18 protein-coding genes, 1 tRNA gene and 1 pseudogene are annotated in these 21,609 nt (G+C 60.6%); 11 read left to right on the plus strand and 9 right to left on the minus strand.

Annotation, left to right across the window (positions count from 1 at the left end; all coding sequences use genetic code 11):
• Positions 1-42: 42 nt before the first annotated feature.
• A pseudogene (locus ACTHXA_RS05030) lies at positions 43-600 on the minus strand (MFS transporter); the annotation flags it as partial.
• 210 nt (positions 601-810) lie between these two features.
• Positions 811-1,737, minus strand: a complete 927-nt coding sequence (locus ACTHXA_RS05035) for a sugar phosphate isomerase/epimerase family protein (protein ID WP_441670003.1) — start codon at positions 1,735-1,737, stop codon at positions 811-813.
• Between the two features lie 116 nt (positions 1,738-1,853).
• Here ACTHXA_RS05035 and ACTHXA_RS05040 point away from each other — a divergent pair, with 116 nt between their 5' ends.
• A complete protein-coding gene (locus ACTHXA_RS05040) occupies positions 1,854-2,978 on the plus strand; it encodes a Gfo/Idh/MocA family protein (protein ID WP_441670005.1) in 1,125 nt (374 codons plus the stop codon).
• Between the two features lie 6 nt (positions 2,979-2,984).
• Positions 2,985-4,019, plus strand: a complete 1,035-nt coding sequence (locus ACTHXA_RS05045; RefSeq protein ID WP_441670007.1) for a Gfo/Idh/MocA family protein — start codon at positions 2,985-2,987, stop codon at positions 4,017-4,019.
• On the opposite strand, the gene ACTHXA_RS05050 is transcribed toward ACTHXA_RS05045, so the two are convergent.
• Positions 4,016-5,206 (minus strand): PQQ-dependent sugar dehydrogenase, encoded by a 1,191-nt coding sequence (locus ACTHXA_RS05050; protein WP_441670009.1) that lies wholly within the window; start codon positions 5,204-5,206, stop codon positions 4,016-4,018. The genes ACTHXA_RS05045 and ACTHXA_RS05050 overlap by 4 nt on opposite strands.
• Before the next feature lie 40 nt (positions 5,207-5,246).
• Complete coding sequence (locus ACTHXA_RS05055) at positions 5,247-6,107, minus strand: LysR family transcriptional regulator (protein WP_441670011.1); 861 nt, start codon at positions 6,105-6,107, stop codon at positions 5,247-5,249.
• Positions 6,108-6,176: 69 nt separating this feature from the next.
• On the opposite strand from ACTHXA_RS05055, the gene ACTHXA_RS05060 reads away from it, so the two are divergent.
• Positions 6,177-7,094, plus strand: coding sequence for an EamA family transporter (locus ACTHXA_RS05060; RefSeq protein ID WP_441670013.1), 918 nt, complete (start codon positions 6,177-6,179; stop codon positions 7,092-7,094).
• Here the strand turns inward: ACTHXA_RS05060 and ACTHXA_RS05065 are convergent.
• The 3 genes from ACTHXA_RS05065 to ACTHXA_RS05075 all read right to left on the minus strand — a co-directional run bounded on the left by ACTHXA_RS05065 (position 7,081) and on the right by ACTHXA_RS05075 (position 8,777).
• Positions 7,081-7,695 (minus strand): RES family NAD+ phosphorylase, encoded by a 615-nt coding sequence (locus ACTHXA_RS05065; RefSeq protein WP_441670015.1) that lies wholly within the window; start codon positions 7,693-7,695, stop codon positions 7,081-7,083. The genes ACTHXA_RS05060 and ACTHXA_RS05065 overlap by 14 nt on opposite strands.
• Positions 7,692-8,303: a hypothetical protein gene (locus ACTHXA_RS05070; RefSeq protein WP_441670017.1), complete on the minus strand. Its 612-nt coding sequence runs from the start codon at positions 8,301-8,303 to the stop codon at positions 7,692-7,694. The genes ACTHXA_RS05065 and ACTHXA_RS05070 overlap by 4 nt, the downstream gene beginning before the upstream one ends.
• A gap of 132 nt (positions 8,304-8,435) precedes the next feature.
• Positions 8,436-8,777, minus strand: coding sequence for a TfoX/Sxy family protein (locus ACTHXA_RS05075; RefSeq protein WP_441670019.1), 342 nt, complete (start codon positions 8,775-8,777; stop codon positions 8,436-8,438).
• A 204-nt stretch (positions 8,778-8,981) separates the two neighbouring features.
• Between ACTHXA_RS05075 and solA the strand changes: the two genes are divergently transcribed.
• Positions 8,982-10,163: an N-methyl-L-tryptophan oxidase gene (gene solA / locus ACTHXA_RS05080; RefSeq protein ID WP_441670021.1), complete on the plus strand. Its 1,182-nt coding sequence runs from the start codon at positions 8,982-8,984 to the stop codon at positions 10,161-10,163.
• 76 nt (positions 10,164-10,239) lie between these two features.
• On the opposite strand, the gene ACTHXA_RS05085 is transcribed toward solA, so the two are convergent.
• Complete coding sequence (locus tag ACTHXA_RS05085) at positions 10,240-11,850, minus strand: ATP-binding protein (RefSeq protein WP_441670023.1); 1,611 nt, start codon at positions 11,848-11,850, stop codon at positions 10,240-10,242.
• 214 nt (positions 11,851-12,064) lie between these two features.
• A tRNA-Leu gene (locus ACTHXA_RS05090) sits at positions 12,065-12,151 on the minus strand.
• 158 nt (positions 12,152-12,309) lie between these two features.
• On the opposite strand from ACTHXA_RS05090, the gene ACTHXA_RS05095 reads away from it, so the two are divergent.
• The 7 genes from ACTHXA_RS05095 to pknB all read left to right on the plus strand — a co-directional run bounded on the left by ACTHXA_RS05095 (position 12,310) and on the right by pknB (position 21,605).
• Positions 12,310-13,023 carry an FhaA domain-containing protein gene (locus ACTHXA_RS05095; RefSeq protein WP_441670025.1) on the plus strand — a complete coding sequence of 238 codons (714 nt, stop codon included), beginning with the start codon at positions 12,310-12,312 and terminating at the stop codon, positions 13,021-13,023.
• Complete coding sequence (locus ACTHXA_RS05100; protein ID WP_441670027.1) at positions 13,020-13,610, plus strand: FHA domain-containing protein FhaB/FipA; 591 nt, start codon at positions 13,020-13,022, stop codon at positions 13,608-13,610. The genes ACTHXA_RS05095 and ACTHXA_RS05100 overlap by 4 nt, the downstream gene beginning before the upstream one ends.
• A complete protein-coding gene (locus tag ACTHXA_RS05105) occupies positions 13,610-14,863 on the plus strand; it encodes a PP2C family protein-serine/threonine phosphatase (protein WP_441670029.1) in 1,254 nt (417 codons plus the stop codon). Before ACTHXA_RS05100 ends, ACTHXA_RS05105 begins: the two co-directional genes overlap by 1 nt.
• A 31-nt stretch (positions 14,864-14,894) precedes the next feature.
• Positions 14,895-16,262 (plus strand): FtsW/RodA/SpoVE family cell cycle protein, encoded by a 1,368-nt coding sequence (locus ACTHXA_RS05110; RefSeq protein WP_441670031.1) that lies wholly within the window; start codon positions 14,895-14,897, stop codon positions 16,260-16,262.
• Positions 16,259-17,719, plus strand: a complete 1,461-nt coding sequence (locus ACTHXA_RS05115) for a penicillin-binding transpeptidase domain-containing protein (RefSeq protein WP_441670033.1) — start codon at positions 16,259-16,261, stop codon at positions 17,717-17,719. The genes ACTHXA_RS05110 and ACTHXA_RS05115 overlap by 4 nt, the downstream gene beginning before the upstream one ends.
• A complete protein-coding gene (locus tag ACTHXA_RS05120) occupies positions 17,716-19,614 on the plus strand; it encodes a protein kinase domain-containing protein (protein ID WP_441670035.1) in 1,899 nt (632 codons plus the stop codon). The genes ACTHXA_RS05115 and ACTHXA_RS05120 overlap by 4 nt, the downstream gene beginning before the upstream one ends.
• A 104-nt stretch (positions 19,615-19,718) precedes the next feature.
• Complete coding sequence (pknB, locus tag ACTHXA_RS05125; RefSeq protein WP_441670036.1) at positions 19,719-21,605, plus strand: Stk1 family PASTA domain-containing Ser/Thr kinase; 1,887 nt, start codon at positions 19,719-19,721, stop codon at positions 21,603-21,605.
• The last annotated feature ends 4 nt before the right edge of the window (positions 21,606-21,609 follow it).

Below are 21,609 nucleotides of genomic sequence, written 5' to 3' on the forward strand. Positions count from 1 at the left end.
TCTACTTGAGGCAACGAATCAACCTTCCCGGAGGTATTGACATGAGGCAACAGGGGCCGCGAACTGACCGAAGACGATCATCACTTCATTGAACCCAGTCAGTGCACCGCGTCGTTCGGTGGGTGAGATTTCGGCGAGAAATGCCGGCACCGTGACGGATGCGCCACCAACGGCGATCCCAAGGAAGACGCGAGCGACGACCATCACCTCGTAGTTCGGGGCGACTACGCAGCCAAGCGCGGCAAAGAAAAACAGAACCGCGAGCCAAATGATCATTCGTCGGCGGCCGAAGGCATCCGAGAGGCGACCGCCGACCATGGCTCCCGCGGCTGCACCGATCAAGAGCGAACTCGTGACGACACCTTCGGTGAGCGGTGTGAGCCCAAGGTCATGCTTCATCGGTTCCAGTGCACCGTTGATGACTCCGGTGTCATAGCCAAACAGCAATCCACCGAAGGTCGCGATGACCGCAACGATCCCCAGCCTTCGTGAGTGCGGCCCCGGCGTCAGCGGCGGGAGGCTACTGCCTTCGCTGCCTTCCGAGGTTCCCGGCGAACGCGGATATTGCTCCGCACTTGTATGTGATTCGTTTCCAACCATAATGGCCCTCCAACAGATCCGATTGGCCTTTTGTGTGAGCTGATCGCTTGCTGCCGTGCACCGCCAGTGGTGCACCCGATCAGCTACCTGAGGTATGCCAAGAACGCTTCGATGCGTGAACCTCTTGCCTAAGATTAGACCGCTCTAATTTATGCTGTCAATAGGTTTCCTAGTTAATTTAGACCGGTCTAATATAAAACGATCTAATACTCACCGCACGAGTGCCTCGCGTAGCGTTGCTGCGGCTTCAGCTACGCCGGCAGCCCCACCGACCTGGACATCCTCGTGTTCGATCGAAAGCGTATCGTCGTAGCCCGCCGCCTGAAGCGCTCCAATGAGTTCTTGCCAAAACGAGACGGGATTACCGCGACCTACCGTCACGTAATTCCACGACCGCTCGCCCGGGTGATCGACCGTCAAACACTCGAGACGGCTGCGCACCGCTGCTGCGGATTCGATCCGCGTGTCCTTGGCATGGACGTGATGGATCGCACCTTCCAGGCAAGCAACCGCTGCCAGTGGATCCGCGCCCATCCACAGGAGGTGACTCGGGTCAAAATTCGCACCGACGATGTCGCCAATTTCGCTGCGCAGATACAACAGTGAAGGCACGTTATAGACCAGTTGATTCGCGTGCATCTCGACGGCGAGCTTTGAGACCCCCTCGCTCTGCGCGAATTTTGCAAGGCCCTGCCAATACGGGAGCGCAACGTCGTCCCACTGGTATTGCAGCATTTGCGTGGTTTCAGGCGGCCACGAAGTGGTGATCCAGTTGGGCATCCGGTCGCGCGGCGCACCGGCGGGCAGGCCAGACATCAGCACGACAGTCTTGACGCCGAGTTCACCTGCAAGACGAATGACATCTCGGGTCATCACGTCGTTTTGTGGCTCGGACGGGTGGAGTTGATTACCGCTGGCATTCAGCGCGGAAATTTCAAGCCCCGCATCGGCAACCTGCTGCAGAAACACCTGACGTTCCTGCGGCGAGGAAAGCAGGTTGGTCACCTCGAGATGCGGTTTCGGCGACCAAGAACCACCACCGAACTCAACGGTTTCCGCTCCAACTTCCGTCGCGTGCCGCAAAACCTCGTCGAGTGATAATTCAGACAGACTATCGGTGAGTATTCCAATTCGCATAACGACTCCTTTGCCCTAAAAAGCATTATTGACAGTCTAAATTATACCGGTCTAAAATATTCGAAACCAAAAGCTATTTGGTCAGTGAAGACTGAAATTGAGAGGAGCACACAGCTGTGCAGACATTGAAAGTCGCCCTAGTTGGCGCCGGTATGGCTGGCCAAGCCCACGCCTTCGGCTATCGAAACGCATCCATGGCCGATGATTTGCGCGACGTAGCGATAGAACTCGATACGGTTGCCGATGTCTCTGAGGCTCTCGCTGAAGACGTTCGCCTTCGCTACGGCTTCAAGCGCGCCACAGCCGATATCAGCCAAATAGCGGCCAACCCAGAGATTGACGTCATCAGCGTGGCTCTGCCAAATCACGCGCACCGTGCGGTGCTTGAAGTGCTTCTAAGAAGCGGCAAACACGTACTCACCGAGAAGCCGCTGGGCGTTGGTGTCGAGGATGCCGAGTACCTCACTAACCTCTCGCTCCAGTACCCGGGCATTCGCTCGGTCGGTTTCTCCTACCGCAGGATTCCCGCACTCGCCCAGATGGCACAGATCGTGCGCGAGGGCCGTCTCGGTGACATCTGGCATTTTGAATCGAGCTATTACGCAGACCACGCAGCTTCGGCCGCAGATCGTTTCACCTGGCGTTTCGATCGCGCAACCGCGGGCGGTGGCGCACTTAGCGATCTCGGTGCCCACGCAGTTGACGCCATCGCATTTGTGATCTCCCCCATCGATGAAGTCCTGTCGGCACAGTTCAAGACCTCGATCACCGAGCGAACCGATCGCTCCGGGCAGCAGCATGAAGTCACGAACGATGACTTTGCGAGCGCGCTCGTACGTACGGAGTGCGGCGCCGCGGGTTCGCTGTTGACGAGCCGTGTCGCATACGGTCAGCCGAACCGATTGTCGCTGTCTGTGTACGGCAGTAAGGGCTCGGCGCATTTTGACACGCAGCATTACAACGACCTCAAGGTGTTCGAAGCCGGTGGTAACGCCGCAACGACCGGTCCGAGTCATGTGGTTATGGGGCCCGCGAACCCGCATTACTCGGATGTATCTTCGTTCCGCTCTCGAGGTGTGAACACCGGCTATGGCGAGGCATTTATCGCGGAAATTCAGGACTTCATCCGTGCCGTGGTCGGCCGCAAAGAACTCGACACCACCTTCGACAACGCACTCCATGCGATGCGAGTCATCGAATCCATGTACGCATTCGACACGAAAACTGCTCTTCAGAATTAGGTTGACATGACCCACAAACTGGAATTACCCGAATCGCGAATCCAAGACCCCAAATCTGCGCCGCCACTTCGCTGGGGCATCATGGGACCTGGACGAATCGCAACCGATTTCGTGCGCTCCCTGCAACTGCACACCCAGCAATGTGTAACCGCGGTCGCATCTCGTAACAGCGAGCGCGCACGAGGCTTTGCCGACAAGTACCAGATCGACCTCGCATTTGATAATTACGAGGCACTCGCAGCATCACCCGAGATCGACGTGGTCTACATCGCGACGCCGCACACCTTCCACGCCGAATGTGCGCGCATCGCCCTCGAACATGGCAAACACGTCCTCATCGAGAAACCGTTCGCCACGAGCGCGGAAGAAGCCAAGGGGATTGTGCTGCTCGCGCGCGAACAGCACCTCTTCGCGATGGAAGCAATGTGGGCACGCTTCACACCCGCCGCTGACGTCATCCGGAATATCCTGTCTATGGGCATGCTTGGCGAGCTGCAATACGTGCGGGCCGACCTCGGTGAGTTCTTCGACCGTACCGAGAACGCAAGACTCTTCGATCCGACACTGGGCGGTGGCTCACTGCTCGATCTCGGTGTCTATCTCATTGCTTATGATGCTTTTCTCTTCGGTGAAGCACCTCTCAATGTTGCCGCTAACGGCACTAGAACGGACACCGGAGTCAGCGCAGATATCGCAATGACACTTACTCACACCACGGGGATCTCACAGCTATTTACCTCGCTGGATGTTAGAACCCCGACCGCAGCGTTAGTCAAGGGATCGATCGCCACGCTCGAGATCGCCACCCCGTTCTATGCTCCCTCTTCGATTCGTTTGCGTAAGAATGACGCCTCCGCCGAAGTTAACCGAGAATTCTCCGTCCAATCGCAAGCGGACGGACTCTGTTTCGAAGCCGCGGAGGTAGCCCACTGTGTGACGGCGGGTGGCACGGAATCCCCTTTTCACACCCTCGCAGGCACAGTCGAGACCCTCAAGGTACTCGATCGCGTGGAGGAGTTGATCCCCCAATCAGCCGGTTAGGCAGAATTCAAGTTGATCCACAGCAACCGATCATCCTCGCTGCCCGGATCACCCCGACCGTCGGTGTTATTCGTAAGGATGAGCAGCCCGCCATCGGCATCGACCCGAGCATCCCGCATCCGTGCCGATACGCCCTCGGGCACGTACGCGACTGGCTCGCCAACGATCGCGCCGCCCGACACATCCACAACCCACAGCTGCTGGCCACGTAGACCCGCGATAAAGAGCGTGTCGCCCTTGGCCGCAATGCCGCTCGGGCTCGCTTCCGCAGGTGACCACTGGATGCTCGGGTCAATAAACCCCTCGGCTTCCGCGATTCCTTCTACCGTGGGCCAGCCGTAGTTGCCGCCGGGCTCGATACGGTTAAGTTCATCCCAGGTGTCCTGACCGAACTCGCTCGCCCACATCGTGCCGTCGCTCGTCCAGGCCATTCCCTGCACATTGCGGTGCCCGAGGCTGTAGACGGTATTGCCGAATGGGTTATCCGCCGCGGGTTCGCCTTCCGCGTCGACGCGAAGGATCTTGCCGCTCAGCGACTGCTCGTCCTGCGCCGCATCGCGATCCTGCGCGTCCCCCGTGGCGATATAGAGGTAGCCATCGGGTCCAAATTGGATGCGACCGCCGTTGTGCGTGTTGTTTCGCGGGATTCCGGTGAGTATTTCCTCGGATGCGCCAAGCGCGAGATCCTGGCCCTCGCCTTCGAGTTCCATCCGAACGACACGATTGTCCTCGGCGGCGCCGTGGTAGGCGTAGAGATAGGTGACGCCACTCTCTTCGAGCAGCGCAAGCCCGTGCAGACCAGATTCACCGCCCGACACGACTCCCTCGACCTGTCCAACCGCAGTGGTTGCACCATCTGCCGCAACGTGCAGGATAGCGCCATCATCTCGTTGCGAGACGAGATAGCCATCATCGAAGGGGATTACTGACCAGGGCGCCTCGAGACCCGTCGCGATCACCTCTGCTTCGGCATCCGCTGGCGACCACACCCCCGCGAAGCCATTGATTTCTTCGGAACTGACCGGTGCATCCGGTACTTCGCCCTGCGTCTCGGAAGCAGCAGTCGGAGTGGCGACCACGACTGAGTCCGAGGCCGCGCATCCGGCGAGTGCCACCAGCGGAATCACCCCCGCGAGCGCGATCGATCTTGCGAGGCATCCTCGAGTACCACCGCTGCTACTGCGCATGGGTCAAGTTTCGACTATCGACCTTAGATGCGGCGAAGAGTTAGGCACCGGCATAAAGCGTCGTGATTGCGTCGGCGAGCTCGGTCAGTCCAGCAGGGCGCGCGTCTCGCCACCAGACCAGACGCACGGGGATGCGCGGGGCATCTTTCACGGGTCGGTAAACGACTCCGGGACGAGGGTGATGGTCGGCAGTGGCCGCCGCGGTGACGCCGACCCCGCGACCTGCCGCGAGCGCATCCAGCCAGCTATCAACATCGCTCGACTCCAGGAAATCGGGCGAATGGCCGAAACTGCGCCAAAGGTCCTCCGTCGTTGTGCCCGCGCGTCGATCGATCGCCACGGTGCGCTCCGCGATTTCCGCCATGCTGAGCTGTCTGCGCCTTGCCCACTGCGGATCATCGGCCGCGTAGGCCACAAGCCGACGCTCTAAGCCAACCACCACCGAATCGAAGCGTCGATCATCGACGGGACGACGCATAATCGCGACATCGCATAGCCCCTCGGCAAGGCCTGAGGTCGGTGAATTCTGCCGCACGAGCTCGAGATCAATGTCATCGTGTTCCTTCGCCCATTGCCGCTGCAGCGGCGCGGTGTGCCGGCCGAGTGCCGCCCACGCATAGCCGAGTCGAAGTTGACTGTGCCGGGTGCGCAGGAACTGATCGAGCCGGTCCGCCTCTGCGAGCAAGCGCCTCGCACGAGGCAGGAGTCCATGCCCCACACTGGTCAATTCGCAGCCTCGCGGCACTCGCCGCAACAACGGATCACCAACGCTCCGCTCGAGCGAGGCAATCGTGCGCGATACCGCTGCTTGCGAGACGTGCAACTGCGTGGCCGCGTCGGTGAAGGATCCCCCCTCCGCAGCCGTGACGAAGAACTGCAGTTCGCGAAGCGTCCAATCCATAACCTAAGCGTATGGCAGGGCCGAAACATGCACTAGGTGAATTGCGCAGTGCTGCCTACCGTTAGTTGCATGAGACAGTCACCCGAGACCGCACCCGTGGCGGTACCGGCCTTTCCGCCAGTTCCTGCCGGGCCGCGTCAGCACGCCACGGGTATCGGGCTGATGCTCATGAGTTCAGCCTCGAGCCAGACCGGCGCGGCACTCGGTGCGCTCGCTTTCCCGGTCATGGGTCCTGTGGGTGTCGTCGCGATCCGTCAGCTGGTCGCGGCGCTCGTGCTGCTCCCGGCCGTTCGACCTCGTTTTCGGGGACTTACGCGTTCTCAGTGGTTGCCGATCTTCGGACTGACGCTGGTATTCAGCGTCATGAACCTCACGCTGTATGCCGCCGTGGAACGAATCGGGCTCGGGCTCGCAGTGACGCTCGAATTCCTCGGGCCGCTCACCGTCGCGATCCTCAGTTCACGTCGCGCCGTCGACATTGCATGCTCGGCGCTCGCCGCTGTTGGCGTGGTCGTGCTCACCAATCCCGGCCCGAGCACCGACCTCATCGGTATCGGACTCGCACTAATCGCTGCCGTCGCCTGGGGTGCCTATATTCTGCTGAACCGCAGCATCGGCAATCGCCTGCCCGGCCTCCAAGGCACCGCACTTACGAGCGCCTTGACCGCAGGCCTCTGGCTGCCGGTCGCGATCTTCTGGTTCAGCGCGCATCCGCCCACGCTGAGCGGGATGCTCCTCGCCGTGGCCTGTGGCGTATTTGCTTCGATCATTCCCTACGTCGCCGACGTCGCCGCACTGCGGCGCATCCCCGCATCCGTCTTCGGCATTTTCACGAGCATCAATCCGGTCTGGGCTGCGCTCGCCGGCTGGCTTGTCCTCGGCCAGGCCCTCGCGATCAACGAATGGCTCGGCGTCGGGCTCATCGTGCTGAGCAGCGCGATTGTGTCGCTGCGCGGCCTGCGGTCGAGACGAGTCAGATCGTCGTGACGCTATCTACCGAGCCCGGCGGCTGGATCACATTGAAGCCCGCCATCTCACATGCTTCTCTCCCACTGAGCTCGGTCACGACGATACCAAGGCCATTCGCGCCCTGTTTACCAAAGACTGCCCAAGCGGATTGATCACCAGGGGTGAACCGCGGAACGTATCTGATCCCGTCGTAACCTTCCTCATAAAGTGCTGCAGCCCATCGACGCGAGAGTTCATAGTCTTTTGAAGTCGTGAGCTCGCCGGTAACGCCGAATTCTGCAGCGGCGGCACTACTGACATCCCCGAAGCTACCGTTGATTCCGGTCAATTCTGCAACCCTGAAGGAGTCAACTTCGGCATTCGAGAGCACCCGCCTTCGAGCAATGACGCCAAATCGCTCGCGAATTGCCATGGCGACGGTATCGGCCACGTATCCGGTGCCGTGCGGCGGGCTGAGGTCGAAACGACCGCTGCCGTTGGATGAGTACCAGCCAGGACCTCTGTTTGACGAGTACGACCGATAGACGCTGTCCTGGACGTCGAGAGGTCGTGCTGGAAAGCCCGCCAACCCTTGCTCAAGGTCCGGTGCCTGCTGCGTTTTCCGCAACCTTCCGGTCATGCAGCGTTCCTACGCTGCACGTCTTCGCGGGCAAGGTCGATGACCGCTGCTATTTCCGCATCCTCGCCGCGGAGAAGCTCGGCCGCGGTTTTCCCGCCATGCTCTTCTAGCTCCGTATTCAGCCACAGAGCAATCGTCCAAGGATCGCTAATCGCATCTCGAAGGATCCGCTGCACCTCATCCAAGTGCGGCAGTAGTTGCCCACTTGGTCCGAATTGGAACGACGGGTACAAGAGCGTGCCATCCGCAGTCGCCGTCGCTAGAAGGCGTCCACGTTTACGTAATGTTGCAAGCCACTGCCGCGAAACATCCATCACGGAGGTCAGCGATGGTGTCGTATAGAAAGGACCCACAAGCTCATCCCAGTCGGATTTCGCAATGGAGGGAATGGCGTTGATAGCCCGCTCAACTGCTTCCGTCACGTCAACGCCATCGAGCGCGCTGTCACCCCGAGTATCAAGCTCTTGACTCAGCAGTTGGATGAATTCGTACTGCTTCGCTGTCATCTCGACCTCGGTTGCTTCACCAACTCTTTGGCCACCGTGGTATTTCGCGATGCGCGCGGTGACGTGTTCTGAATCGTGCTTGTCCGCGGCTGCATGCACCATGACTACCTCCGTCAACTACGTCAACTTAATGGTACCCCTGCGCTAATTCACCGTCAATTGCGTCAATCAACACCGTTTAAGGTCAGATCGTTTCGTCACCTCAGGGTCCTCGGGAGCGCGACACACTCATTGCTAATGGCCCGTGAGCATCCGGTTGTAATCCACTGCGATGCCGACCGAGGTGGCGAGCTCTGCATCCTCCCTGATCGCCTCAGCCTGCACTTCAATCCACCCCGGCCCCATAGTGCGGTCCTTGCCCATCTCCGCCTGTACTGCACCGGGCCGTCGCAGCAGCGCGCCGTGCTGATCCCCATCGACACGCACGAGAAGACCACCGTTCTTTAGCGCACTGACGATCATTTTCTCGTTCACCATGAACGATCGGCCGCCAAACATCGACACCTCGCGCACCACCGGCTCGTCGTTGAGCAGCGCGCGCACGCGTTCAATGAGTTCGCTTTGCTCGGAAGTCACGCCAGATCCTTGTCTTGTGCGTTGTTGTGAGCCATGGGCTTCTCCTCTTAGTTTAGTCGGGATGCGGTTGCCAGCTGTCGTAGCCCGCCTCACCACCCCCTCCAACGACACGGTGTCGCGGAACTCAGTCATGATCGCGAATAAAAGGACATACACTGCGTCAAGTCCTCGTTCGTTCAAGCGAGAGAATAAGAGGGAACACTCGTGAGTAAGCAGTTTCAGACGATCGTTATCGGTGCGGGCGCGGTTGGGAGCGCCACCGCTTACTGGCTCGCCCAGCGCGGCCAGAGTGATGTGCTCGTCCTCGAGCAATTCGGGCTTGGACACGAAAACGGTGCGTCCAACGACCACCACCGCATCATCCGTCACAGCTACCACAGCGACAGCTACGGGAAACTCACTCGCCCGATGTATGACAACTGGGCTGAATTGCAAAGGGCAGCCGGGCAAAACGTGTTCGTGAAGACCGGCGGGCTCGATATTGCCATCGAAGGCACACCCGGCACCGAGTCGCTCGAACGCTACCGAAGCGTAATGCGCTCAAACGGCGTGAGCTACGAGGCTCTTGGCCGCGAAGAGCTGCTCGAACGGTACCCGCAGTGGAACATTCCGGAAGGCGAAGTACGCGCCACCTATCAAGAGGAGACCGGCTTCATCGACATCCGCCGCGCAACTGCGACCCACATCGCGCTCGCCCAGGCGCAAGGAGTCACCGTCCTCGAGCACACCCCGGCACGCGCGATCGAAAGCATCGACGGTGGCGTTCGAGTGGTGACCGCCGAGGCAACCTTCACTGCCGAAAAGGTCGTCGTCTGTGCAGCGTCGTGGACCGATGATCTCCTCAAGCCACTCGGGCAAACCTGGAACACCACGATCACCGAGGAACAGGTCGTCTACGTACAATCCCCGGATCTTGGCGCGTTTTCAATCGATCGTTTCCCCGTGTGGGTCTGGCATGGCGAAGACTTCACCTACGGATTCCCCACATACGGGGAGGTCGCGATCAAACTCGCCCGAGAGAATCTCACCCGCGTCGTTACACAAGACACCCGCAGTGCCGATCCGCACGCTGACGAGACCGAGTACCTCCTCGGATTTCTCCAGGAGCGACTGCCGAGCGCAGTAGGACCGGTGCTTTACGCGAAGACCTGCCCCTACGACATGACTCCCGATCGTGACTTCATCCTCGATTCCTTACCCGGGCATCCGAACGTCATCGTCGGCTCCGGCGCCGGTCACGCCGGGAAATTCTGCGGCCTGCTCGGTGAGATCCTGTCGGAACTCGCCGTCACCGGTCGTTCCAAGCACCCGATTTCAGCATTCCGTGCCGACCGACCAGCACTGACCGACCCCGACTATGTCCCGGTATTCAACCTCAAGGGATAACCCCCCAACCCCTGAGGCTGCGGGGACACCTTCCGCGAGCCCTCGGCCGCGCCCCGTGGGAGGGGCGCCATTCCAGTCAGGAACTTTCGCCTTCACGAATACCCTCAACGACGTACTTTCGATTCCTACTCTGCGGTGGCGCGGTTGCGCGCACCCAGCCGTCTTCGACGAGATGCCGCAATCGAGAACGCAACGTCCCGATGGATAGCCCGCTCCAGTTAACGATTTCGTGAATGCTCTGTGGTTCACGCCCTGCGAGTCCACGCACAATCTCTGCATCGGTGTCACTCAGCAATGGAGCCCCGTCGGCAAGCACGTATCGCTCGCTGCCAACACCGCGGAGGACACCTTCATTACGTAGCTCGGCCAAAACGGATCGAGCCTCATCCGAGTCGATACGGAGCGTCTCTCTCAGGATATCGACCGACACTCCCGAGTCACGACGAGCCAGAGTCACTTTCACTTGATCTGGACTAATGAAGAATTTGGGATGCTCAAGCGCATGTGCTTCCATCTCGGCGATCATGAGACGAATTCCACTACCTTGACCTTCAACAGTGAATCCCTCCTTCCCGGTGGGAGATACGTGCTGCATTAGTGGGAGTAGCACCTGATTTCTACACCGAGAAGTCCCATCACCCAGGTTTTCCTGTGTGACACCGCCCCACAGCCCCCCGGGGTTCGTGATCTCGACACGATCGCCAAAAACATCGACTGTGACCGGTTGCCCCACGAATAGGGCGGAGTACTCCCGGTGAAGGACCGCGTTCGCAATCGACTCACGGATCACATTCACTGGGATTTCGGGCAATTCGCTACGCGTCGCTTCTTCCACGACTGAATATGTCCTCAGGTTCCTGGTCACTGCAGCCACAGCATCATCAACAACGTCCGCCAGCTTGCCCGTGCATTCGACGCGATCAAGGAACCGAAGGGTAGATCCCGGTTGCGACTTCTCATTTCCTGGATGCACCGCAACGTCGACGATGAGTCGCGGATAGAACTGCTGTGGATAGGAGCCTGTCGCGAGCAGCCCGGCAAGGCGAACACCACCCGATTTATCGAGCACGTTTAATCGCACAAGCTGCTCATTCCGATTCTTTGTCCCGTGGAGCACTCGAGAATGACTGCGTCTTGCGATGAGATCGTTCAATACCTGCGTATCGAGGTCGGACTCATCCGCTTCTTCGACGACCTGCCGATCTGCTTGCGAGGGCGTGAGATCGTGCTGCATCTGAAACACCTCAGTAGCAGCGAGCTTGATGTTCTTATCGTCAACTCTTTTGTAGGCACCGCCGAGTAGGCCCTTAGCCGTGACGAAGCAAGGACGGTTCCCAGGTAGGTTCGGAACCACTGTAATCGTCAGCACCGGATGGTTGTCCACTGTTTCCCGTGCAAGACCATATGCAGGAGGATGCGTGAGTCTCGCGCCGTGTGCGCCACCATCCCCAATACCTTCAACGAACTGATCGCGGACGACATCAATATCGAACCCTTCTACAGGCACGAAGCCGTCCTTTTCCGACAAGCCCAGGACGATCAACCCGCCCGCAGTATTGGCGAATGCGCTGACCGTGTCCCAGACATCAGCGTTGAGCTTCTTTGCGCTTGATTTCACCTCAACTTCAGCGTCATCCGTCCTTTGATTGCGCAGTCGAGCCACGATCTCTTCGAACTTCGCTGGCATCACTTGGCCTCACTTTGTTTCACTTCGCGTCACTTGCCATCACTTTGCCTCACTCTACATCACCTCTCATCACTCCGTGTCAGTGAGGCACAGTGAGCTAAAGTGACAATAAGTGAGTGCAAGTGAGGTGCAGTGACGCTCGCAAGCAAGGATCTCAAAATTGAAAAATGGCCCCGGCCGAGGGCATATAATCCCAGGTCGGAGCCATTTACTGTGGTGCGCGAGGGGGGACTTGAACCCCCACGCTCTTGCGAGCACTGGCACCTGAAGCCAGCGCGTCTACCAATTCCGCCACTCGCGCGCAACGAGAAACTCTACCAGAAAGATTGCGTATTCAACGAACCCACCGTAGTTTTTCTTGTGGCCATCCCCCGGAATGCGCTGTACTCATCCGGGCCTATTACTATGCCTAGCGACCATGCGCAGCTTCGAGCGCGCGCACACCAGCCAAGGAGTCACGTGGGAATTCTCGATAAGATCGAGCGCGGATTGGAGCGCGCCTTCAATGGCGCCTTCGCGAAGACATTCCGTTCAGGCCTCCAACCGGTGGAAATCGTCTCCGCACTCAAGCGAGAGATGGACACCAAGGCGTCCATCGTGTCGCGCCAGCGCATCCTCGTGCCGAATCGGTTCCACGTGCTCGTCTCCCCCACCGACTACGACCGACTGGCATCCATGGGCGATTCACTGAAGTCCTCACTGATGCACGAAGTCGAAAGTCACGCCGCGAGCCACCGCTATCAGTTCCCCGGCGGCCTATCGATCAAGCTGCTCCAGGACGACTCGCTCGGCGTCGGACAGCTCGGTATTGAGTCCCGTTCGGTCGAGGGTCGGGTCAACTGGACCCCCGTACTCGAGGTCAACGGGATGCGTTTCCCGCTCAATCGCGGATCCAACATCATTGGGCGCGGGTCGGAAGCTCAGGTCACCATCGATGACGGTGGCGCCTCCCGGAAGCACGCAGAAATCGTCTGGGATGGCCAAAGGGCGGGTCTTCGTGACTTTGGGTCAACAAACGGTACTAAACTCAACGGGCGTCGAGTTGCGCAATCCGCGCTCGAACCCGATTCGCTCATTGAAATTGGCCGCACGCAACTTACCTTCCGTATTGTTCCGGAAGCGCAGCCAAGTGACGACACGGGGTACCTGCGACGACCTGGAGGTAATCAATGAGTGGCGAACTCACACTGCTCGTTATCCGCCTCGCATTTCTTGCGGTCATGTGGATCTTCGTGTTCTCAATCGTCTACGCGCTGCGCAGTGACCTCTTCGGCAGCCGGTCCCGCGACTATCAGCAGGCCATGGCCCAGTCACGACAGCAAACCTTCGCCAATGAGAGTGGCGCGCCGCCACCGCAAGCGCAGCAGGCGGCTCGTCCGCAGCCGAGCCCACAGCAGGCTCCCCGACCCGCCGCATCCGGCGCAGCGTCCGGCGCACCAGCACCAGCCCCCGCACCCCCCAGCAACGGCCAGGGCCTGAAGCGACTCGTCATCACCTCCGGCCCGAAACGCGGCACCGAGATTGAACTCGGCAATGAACCGCTCTCCATCGGGCGCGCCCGCGACGCCGACATCATGATCGAGGATGACTACACCTCGACGCGGCATGCGCGACTGCTCAACTGGGATGGCGCGTGGATGCTGCAGGACCTTGATTCCACCAACGGCACTTTCATTGACGGTGAGCGTGTGAGCCAGCCCGTTGAGCTGCGCCACGGAGTCTCCGTTCGTATCGGCACGACCACCTTCGAGCTCCGTTAATGCCCAAGGTTGTTCGCGCTGGTGCCGTTTCGCACGTCGGCCGAGTCCGGTCCAATAACCAGGACTCGGGCTTCATCGGCAAGCACATTTACGGTGTTGCGGACGGTATGGGCGGCCACGCTGGCGGTGACGTCGCGTCATCCATCGCCGTAAAGCACCTCGCAGAACAAGACCAGATCTTTGACACCGTCGAGGACGCCGAACGCGGCCTCACCGAGGCGCTCCTCGAAGCAAATCAGCTCATCACCGACGCCGTTGACGAGAACGCCGAACTTCGCGGTATGGGGACGACCGCCGATCTCATCACCCGCGTCGATGACGAGATGGTCATCGCCCACATCGGTGACTCCCGCGTGTATCGCTACCATGAGAACGAACTCGAGCAGATCACGGTCGACCACACCTTCGTGCAGCGGCTGGTTGATGCCGGCCGCATCACCCCCGAAGAAGCGCTGGTGCACCCGCGCAGGTCCGTGCTGATGCGCGTGCTCGGTGACGTGGAGACCTCACCCGACGTCGACACCTACGTCGTACCCGCGGTCGAGGGCGATCGCTGGATGCTGTGCTCCGACGGTCTGGCCAGTTACGTCGACGAGAAAAAGATCGCAGACGTACTCGCGCGCACCGTTGAATCTTCCCGCGAAGTGGCAGACGACCTCGTCCAACTCGCACTCGACAACGGTGCACCCGACAACGTCACGGTGGTCGTACTCGAACTCGGCGCCCGGCCGCTTGAGCCCATGCGCAGCCGCATTGTTGGTGCGGCCGCCAACCCACTGCGATACGCATCCCGCGCACCTCGCCGGCCCAAGCGCATCCTGCCCGACATGCTGCAATCGAGCCGACGGCTCGCACAGCTGCCCGAGCGCGAAGAGTTCGTGCCGCCGAGCGATGAGTTCCTGCAGCAGCTCATCGATGAAGAGCGCAAGCGTAAGCGCTGGCGCCGAATTACCTGGTCCGCAGGGCTGCTCATCCTCCTCGCCGTGATCGCGGGTGCCGCGATGCTCATGTACGCATGGACTCAGCAGCAGTACTACGTCGGCACCTACGGCGAACACGTGGCGGTCTATCAGGGCGTGCAGGCCACGCTCGGACCAATCGAGTTGTCTTCCGTAATCGAAGAAACCCAGATCCCGATCGAAGAGCTTCCCGCGTACCAGCAGATGCAGGTACGCTCAACCATCCCGTTCCCCACGCTCGAGGACGCTCAAGCGCTCGTAGAAAGGTTGGAGGATGCAGCCGACATCAACTAGCGCACCAGCGTCTCCGCCTGCCTTCCCGGGCATGAAGCGCGAACGCAAGCAGGGCCTGCGCAATATGGAACTCGGGTTCCTCATCGTTGCGTACGCCATCGTGCTCGGCGCGCTCCTGCAGGTGCAGCTTGGGGTGGCCGGTACCTTCGACTTCAACGTCCTCACCCTGGTCGGTCTCGTCGCGGTCCTGACGCTCGCGATGCACATTGTGCTGCGCTTCATGGCGCCGCGAGCCGACCCGTTCATCCTGCCGATTGCGACGACCCTCAACGGGCTCGGCATCGCAATGATCTATCGGCTCGACCTCGCCGATTCCGACAATGCAGGGGTGTTCTGGACCTCCTCCACCGCGCAGATTATGTATACCGCGATCGGTGTCGGGATCGGCATCGCGGTGCTGTTCATCCTGCGCAATCACCGCCTGCTGCAGCGCTACACGTACCTATTCGGGCTCATTTCGCTCGTGCTGCTCCTGCTGCCGCTGGTCCCAGGTCTCGGTGTCTCAGAAGCAAATGCGCGCGTGTGGATCTCCATCGGACCCTTCAACTTCCAGCCCGGCGAGATCGCGAAGATCACGCTGGCGATCTTCTTTGCGGGCTACCTCGTGACCGCGCGCGACTCCCTCTCGATGGTGAGCCGCAAGTTCCTCGGCCTCAAGTTGCCAAGGATGCGCGACCTCGGCCCGATCTTGATCGTCTGGGCCGTGTGTATGGGCATCCTCGTGTTCCAGCGCGACCTCGGAACCTCGCTACTCTACTTCGGACTGTTCTTGGTGATGATCTTCGTCGCGACCGGGCGGATTTCCTGGGTCATCATCGGCCTCGGGCTCTTCGTCGCGGGGGCACTCGTTGCCGCAGCGAACATCAGTTACGTCAACTGGCGAGTGCAAGCCTGGCTCGATCCATTCTCAACCGAGCACTATGACGCGGTTGGCGGGAGCTTCCAGCTCGTGCAGGGGCTCTTTGGTCTCGCGAATGGCGGGCTCATCGGCACTGGGCTGGGTCAGGGCCGCCCCGACATCACTCCACTTGCCGAAAGCGACTTCATCATCGCGGCCCTCGGTGAAGAACTGGGATTGGCCGGGCTCTTTGCAATTCTCGCGCTCTATCTGCTGCTCGTCGCTCGCGGTTTTCGAATCGGCCACCAGGGCGGGGATGATTTCGGTCGGCTCCTCGCGACGGGTCTGTCGTTCGTGATCGGCTTGCAGGTATTCATCGTGGTGGGCGGCGTAACCCGAGTAATTCCGCTCACGGGCTTGACAACACCGTTCCTCGCGGCCGGTGGTTCAAGTCTGTTGACCAACTGGATTGTGGTGGCAATTCTGCTTCGTCTGAGCGATACCGTTAGGACATCCAATTCGCCGTTATCGAGTCCACCACCCGGGGAGGTGTCGAAATGAGTCGCAATATTCGAGTAATTGGCATTGTGATGCTCGCGATGTTCCTTGCGCTCTTTGGCTCCTCGACCTACATCCAGGTGTTTCAAGAGCCACAGCTCGTCTCTGACGGACGCAACACTCGCACGCTGCTGCAGAGCTACGAGGTGCAGCGCGGACCGATCCTCGTCGATGGCACACCAATTGCCTTCTCGGAAGAGGACGGCAGCTCCTACATGTTCCAGCGCACCTATACGGATGGTGAGCTCTACGCGCCAATTACGGGCTACTACTCCGCGAATCAGGGCGCCACACAGCTTGAAGAAGCGATGAATGCTGAGCTCTCGGGACAGTCAGACGCCCAGTTCTTCACGAGCCTGCGCGCACTGTTCACCGGCGAAGAGCCCGCGGGCGCCGCAATCGAAACCACGATTGACCCTGCCGCACAGCAAGCCGCTTGGGATGCGCTGGATGGTCGCCCCGGCGCCGTGTTCGCCTTCGACCCCGAGACGGGCGCCATCCTCGCCATGGCAAGTACGCCAAGTTTCGATCCGAACGACCTCGCTATGCACGATGACGCCACCGTCATCGACAACTACAACGCGCTACTCAATGACCCCTCACAACCGCTCTACAACCGTGCGATCGCCGGAAACCTGAACCCCCCGGGATCCGTGTTCAAGGTGGTCGTTGCGGCCGCCGCCCTCGAGGCTGGCCTAGTCGAACCGGATACGGAGCTCGAGAACCCCGAGGAATGGACGCTTCCCGGCTCCACCGCGACGATCTACAACCCGAACCACGGCGAAGCCTGTGGGCCGGATGAAACGACGACGCTCAGCTACGCACTCCAGATGTCCTGCAACATCCCCTTCGCTCAACTCGCCGTAGAGCTCGGTGACGACGCAATTCGCGAGATGGCCGAGGCCTTCGGATTCAATTCATCCGTATCAATTCCGATGGAGAGTACGCCGAGCACGTATCCCACGACTACACTCGATGATGCGCAAACTGCACTGACCGGATTCGGTCAGTTCGATGTTCGCGTCACGCCCCTGCAAATGGCTATGGTTTCCGGAGCGATTGCAAACGGTGGCGAACTGATCGAACCAACACTCGTCGAACAGGTCCTCACGCCGAGCTTGCAGGTGCTGCAAGGTCCGCAGGTGGAGTCACTGGGGAACGTAATCTCTGATGAGACTGCGACCGAGCTGGCAGCCATGATGCAAAGCAGCGTGGACAGCGGTGTTGCCTCAAACGCGCAAATTGCTGGCGTGGATGTGGCAGGGAAGACCGGCACGGCTGAGAATGGTGAAGGTGAACCATATTCACTGTGGTTCACCGGATTTGCCGAGTTGGACGATCAACAGGTTGCCGTAGCCGTAGTGCTCGAAGACGGTGGCGGAATGGGTCAAAGCGGAACGGGAAACGGCTTAGCGGCCACGATAGGACAGCAAGTGATTAAGGCGGTGCTTGAGCTATGAGGCCTGGGCAGGGTGTCACATTCGGCAACCGATACCAATTGGGGAGCCGCATCGCCATTGGCGGGATGGGTGAGGTTTGGGAAGCGACCGACCTCGTCATAGGTCGCCAGGTTGCGATCAAGATCCTCAAGGACGAATACATGGGGGACCCCGGGTTCCTCGAGCGATTCCGCGCAGAAGCGCGGCACGCTGCGCTCGTGAATCACGAGGGCATCGCCAATGTCTACGACTACGGCGAGGAGAACGGCTCCGCCTACCTAGTCATGGAGCTCGTGCCCGGCGAGGCGCTCTCCACCATTCTTGAGCGCGAACGCGTGCTGCCCGCCGACCAGGTCATGGACATCGTTGCCCAGACCGGTGCGGCGCTGTCTGCCGCGCACCGCGCCGGCTTGGTGCACCGCGATATCAAGCCCGGAAACCTCCTGATCACCCCCGACCACCGCGTCAAGATCACAGACTTCGGTATTGCCCGCATTGCCGATCAGGTGCCGCTGACGGCTACCGGTCAGGTCATGGGAACGGTGCAGTACCTCTCCCCCGAACAGGCTTCGGGACAAGCAGCTTCCGCATCCACGGACATTTACTCGCTCGGTATCGTCGCCTACGAGTCGCTCGCGGGGCGTCGACCGTTTACCGGTGAGTCACAAGTCGCCATTGCGATGGCGCACATCAATGACGAGCCCTCCGCGCTGCCGGTGACCGTGCCGGAGCCGGTACGCAATCTCGTGATGTCCTCGATCGCGAAGGATCCGAAGCATCGGCCGGAGTCTGCCGATGCTTACTCTCGCGCCGCGAGTGCGCTGCGCGACGGTCAGGTGCAGCGTGCCGCACAGGCCGTACCCGCAGTCCTTGGCCACCCTGGAACCCAGTCAACCGCCCAGCTCGACCAAACACAGGTGCTGAGCCACGGCAATGATCGCGCGACAACGGTGCTCTCTGAGCCCGCTGGCACCGACGGTTTCGATTCGCTGCTGGGCGACACCCGGCAGCACCCCGCGCAGGGCGACGAGCTCGGACTCGTCGAAGACGAGGAGGAAGCGAAAAAAGGCGGACAGTGGCGGTGGTGGCTCATCGGCGCAATCGCCTTGCTCGCAATCGCCCTCGCCGTCCTAGGCTTCGCGCTGCTCAACTCTGGTGGCCCAGAGCCGACGCCGACTCCCACCATCACCGCGACCGAAGAAGAGCCGGAAGAAACCACCGAAGAGACGATCTCGATCAGCGCATCCGACTACATCGGCCTGCCGTATGACGAGGCCGCCGCGATGCTCACCGATCTCGGCCTCGAACCGGTTCGTGTGGAAGGAAACCCCGCGACTGAGGAAGCCGATGTCGGCACGGTGCACGACATCAACCCCACCGGAAATGTTCGCCCAGGCGCGAGTATCTCGGTGATGGTCTTCACGGATGTTGAAGAACTTGAAGCGCCACAGGATGCACCAACGGTCACGACCGAGGGCAACCGCATCGTGGTCGGTGGGCTCGACAACACCTGCCCGCCGGGACAGCAGTTCAGTGGTTTCACCGTGACGACCGCGTGGTCGGGTGGCAACACCGAAACGCACACCACTTCGAACCCGACGGTGACGATCAACGTGCCGAGCAACGCCACGACCGTGAACGTCTCCTACACGCGCACCTGTGGTTCTGAGGAGTCGCCCTCCTCCCCCGCGACGCAGCTGAACCTGAACCTGCCGGAACCGCCGGACCCGGGTTCGGACACCGGCTCGGATGCGGGCGCGGGGTCGGATGCTAATGCCGCCACGGACCCTGATACGAACGGCAACGAGGACGCCGGGTCAGACCAGGACCAGACCGAGGGAACCGACGACTCGACCGCCGAAGCTGATGCCGACACCGATCCCGATGCAGGCACTGGCGGATTCCAGCAGCCGTAGTACAACCACGTGAGTAAATAACGCTCGGCGGGCAAACTGCTCGGTAGACTGGGCACTTCGTAAATGCCCGTCCCGGGCGTTCGCAACATCGAGGAGTTCGTTTCGTGATTCAAGCGCAGCGCACACTCGCCGGTCGGTATCAAATTGGTCGGCGGATTGGCCGCGGCGGTATGGCCGAGGTCTATGCGGCAACCGACCAGCGTCTGGGTCGGCGCGTGGCCGCGAAGCTGCTGCACACGAATCTCTCGACCGAACCGGATTTCCGCAAGCGCTTCCGACAAGAGGCGCAGGCTGCCGCAAGAATGACGCACCCCACGATCGTGCGTGTCTTCGATGCCGGTGAAGACACTTTCGTGCGCGATGACGGGTTCGAAATTGTCGTGCCATACATCGTCATGGAGTACATCGACGGCAAGCAGCTCGGTCACATCATGGCCGAAGGGATGCTGCCGCCCGACAAGGTAGAGAAGTACATGAGCGGGCTCCTCACCTCGCTCGAATACTCGCACCGGGCCGGAGTCGTCCACCGCGACATTAAGCCCGCCAACGTCATGATCACCACAAGCGATGACGTCAAAGTCACCGACTTCGGTATTGCCCGCGCGATCTCCGACTCTGCTGGCACCATCGCCCAGACGACCGCGATTCTTGGCACCGCATCCTATTTCTCACCGGAACAGGCTCGCGGCGAGCAGGTCGACGGTCGCAGCGACCTCTACTCCGCCGGCGTGGTGCTCTATGAGATGCTCACCGGCCGCGTCCCGTTCCAGGGCGACTCCGCCGTGGCGGTGGCGTATCAACACGTCACGGAGCCGCCTCGTCGTCCCAGCGAGGTCAACTCGCAGATTTCTCCGGCCTTGGATGCCGTGGCCCTCAAGGCGCTCGCGAAGCGTCGTGAGGATCGATATCAGACCGCCGCGGAGTTCCGCACCGACCTGATCAACGCATTTCAAGGCGTGGCGCCAGCCTATGTGGGTGCGGCCGCTGAAGAGGAGACCCCCACGGAGCTTTTCGGTGCGGGCCCCACCTCGGTGGATGCGACGCAGTCTGCGCTCCAGAACATGAGCACCGAAGACGACCGTGCCCCGCAGGTGCAGCGTCGCCCGCCGGCGATGTGGATCTGGGCGGCGGCCGGACTCGTCCTCGCGGCGATTATTGGCGTGCTCATTTGGGTGGCGTTCCTTCCTCGCGAGGGCCAATTGCCGTCGGCGAGTGTGATCGTGCAAGACGTGGTCGGCATGAGCCAGGACGAGGCCCAGGCTTTGCTTGAAGAAGACGGCCTCGTCGTCGAGATTGAAACATCGCCGAGCGACGATGTGGACATCGACGAGGTGATGAGCCAAACACCGCCCGCTGAATCTTCCGTCCCGCACGGCAGTACGGTGACGCTCACGGTCTCGGCGGGTCCCTCGTCGGTAAACGTGCCGAACCTCTCGAACCTCACTGAGGAACAGGCCGCCGAAGCGCTCGAGAGTGCTGGGCTCACCCTGGGATCGGTGTATCGCGAGGACTCCATCAACGTTGACGAGGGCATCATTATCCGCAGTGAGCCCGGTATCGGTGCCGCTGCCGCCCCCGGCTCCAGCGTGGATATTTACGTCTCGAACGGACAGGTCACCCTGCCGAATCTCATTGGTGAAAACGTCGAAGACGCCAAGGACATCATTGGCTCGCTCGGCCTGCAGTACATCGAAGACCCGCAGAGTTGCACGGCTGAGCCCGGGTACCCGGTCACGCAGCAGTCAGTGCAGCCGGGCAAGGTAGATCAAGCATCCTCGGTGACGATCTCCTACTGCGCGGATGAGGGTCAAAACGATCCGGCTCCGCAACCGACCAATGACTTCCCGAATCCTCCGGCTGATGCCCGGGCAGACACCGATGCCAACGCGGATGCTGATGCCAGCGGCGACGAGGAACAAGACGGCGCCAGCGATGCGGGTTCTGACTCCGAGTCGGATGCAGGCTCGAACGGTGGCTTCGGCGGCCGCTAGGCGG

Source organism: Gulosibacter sp. (assembly GCF_052090685.1).
Taxonomy (GTDB): Bacteria; Actinomycetota; Actinomycetes; order Actinomycetales; family Microbacteriaceae; genus Gulosibacter.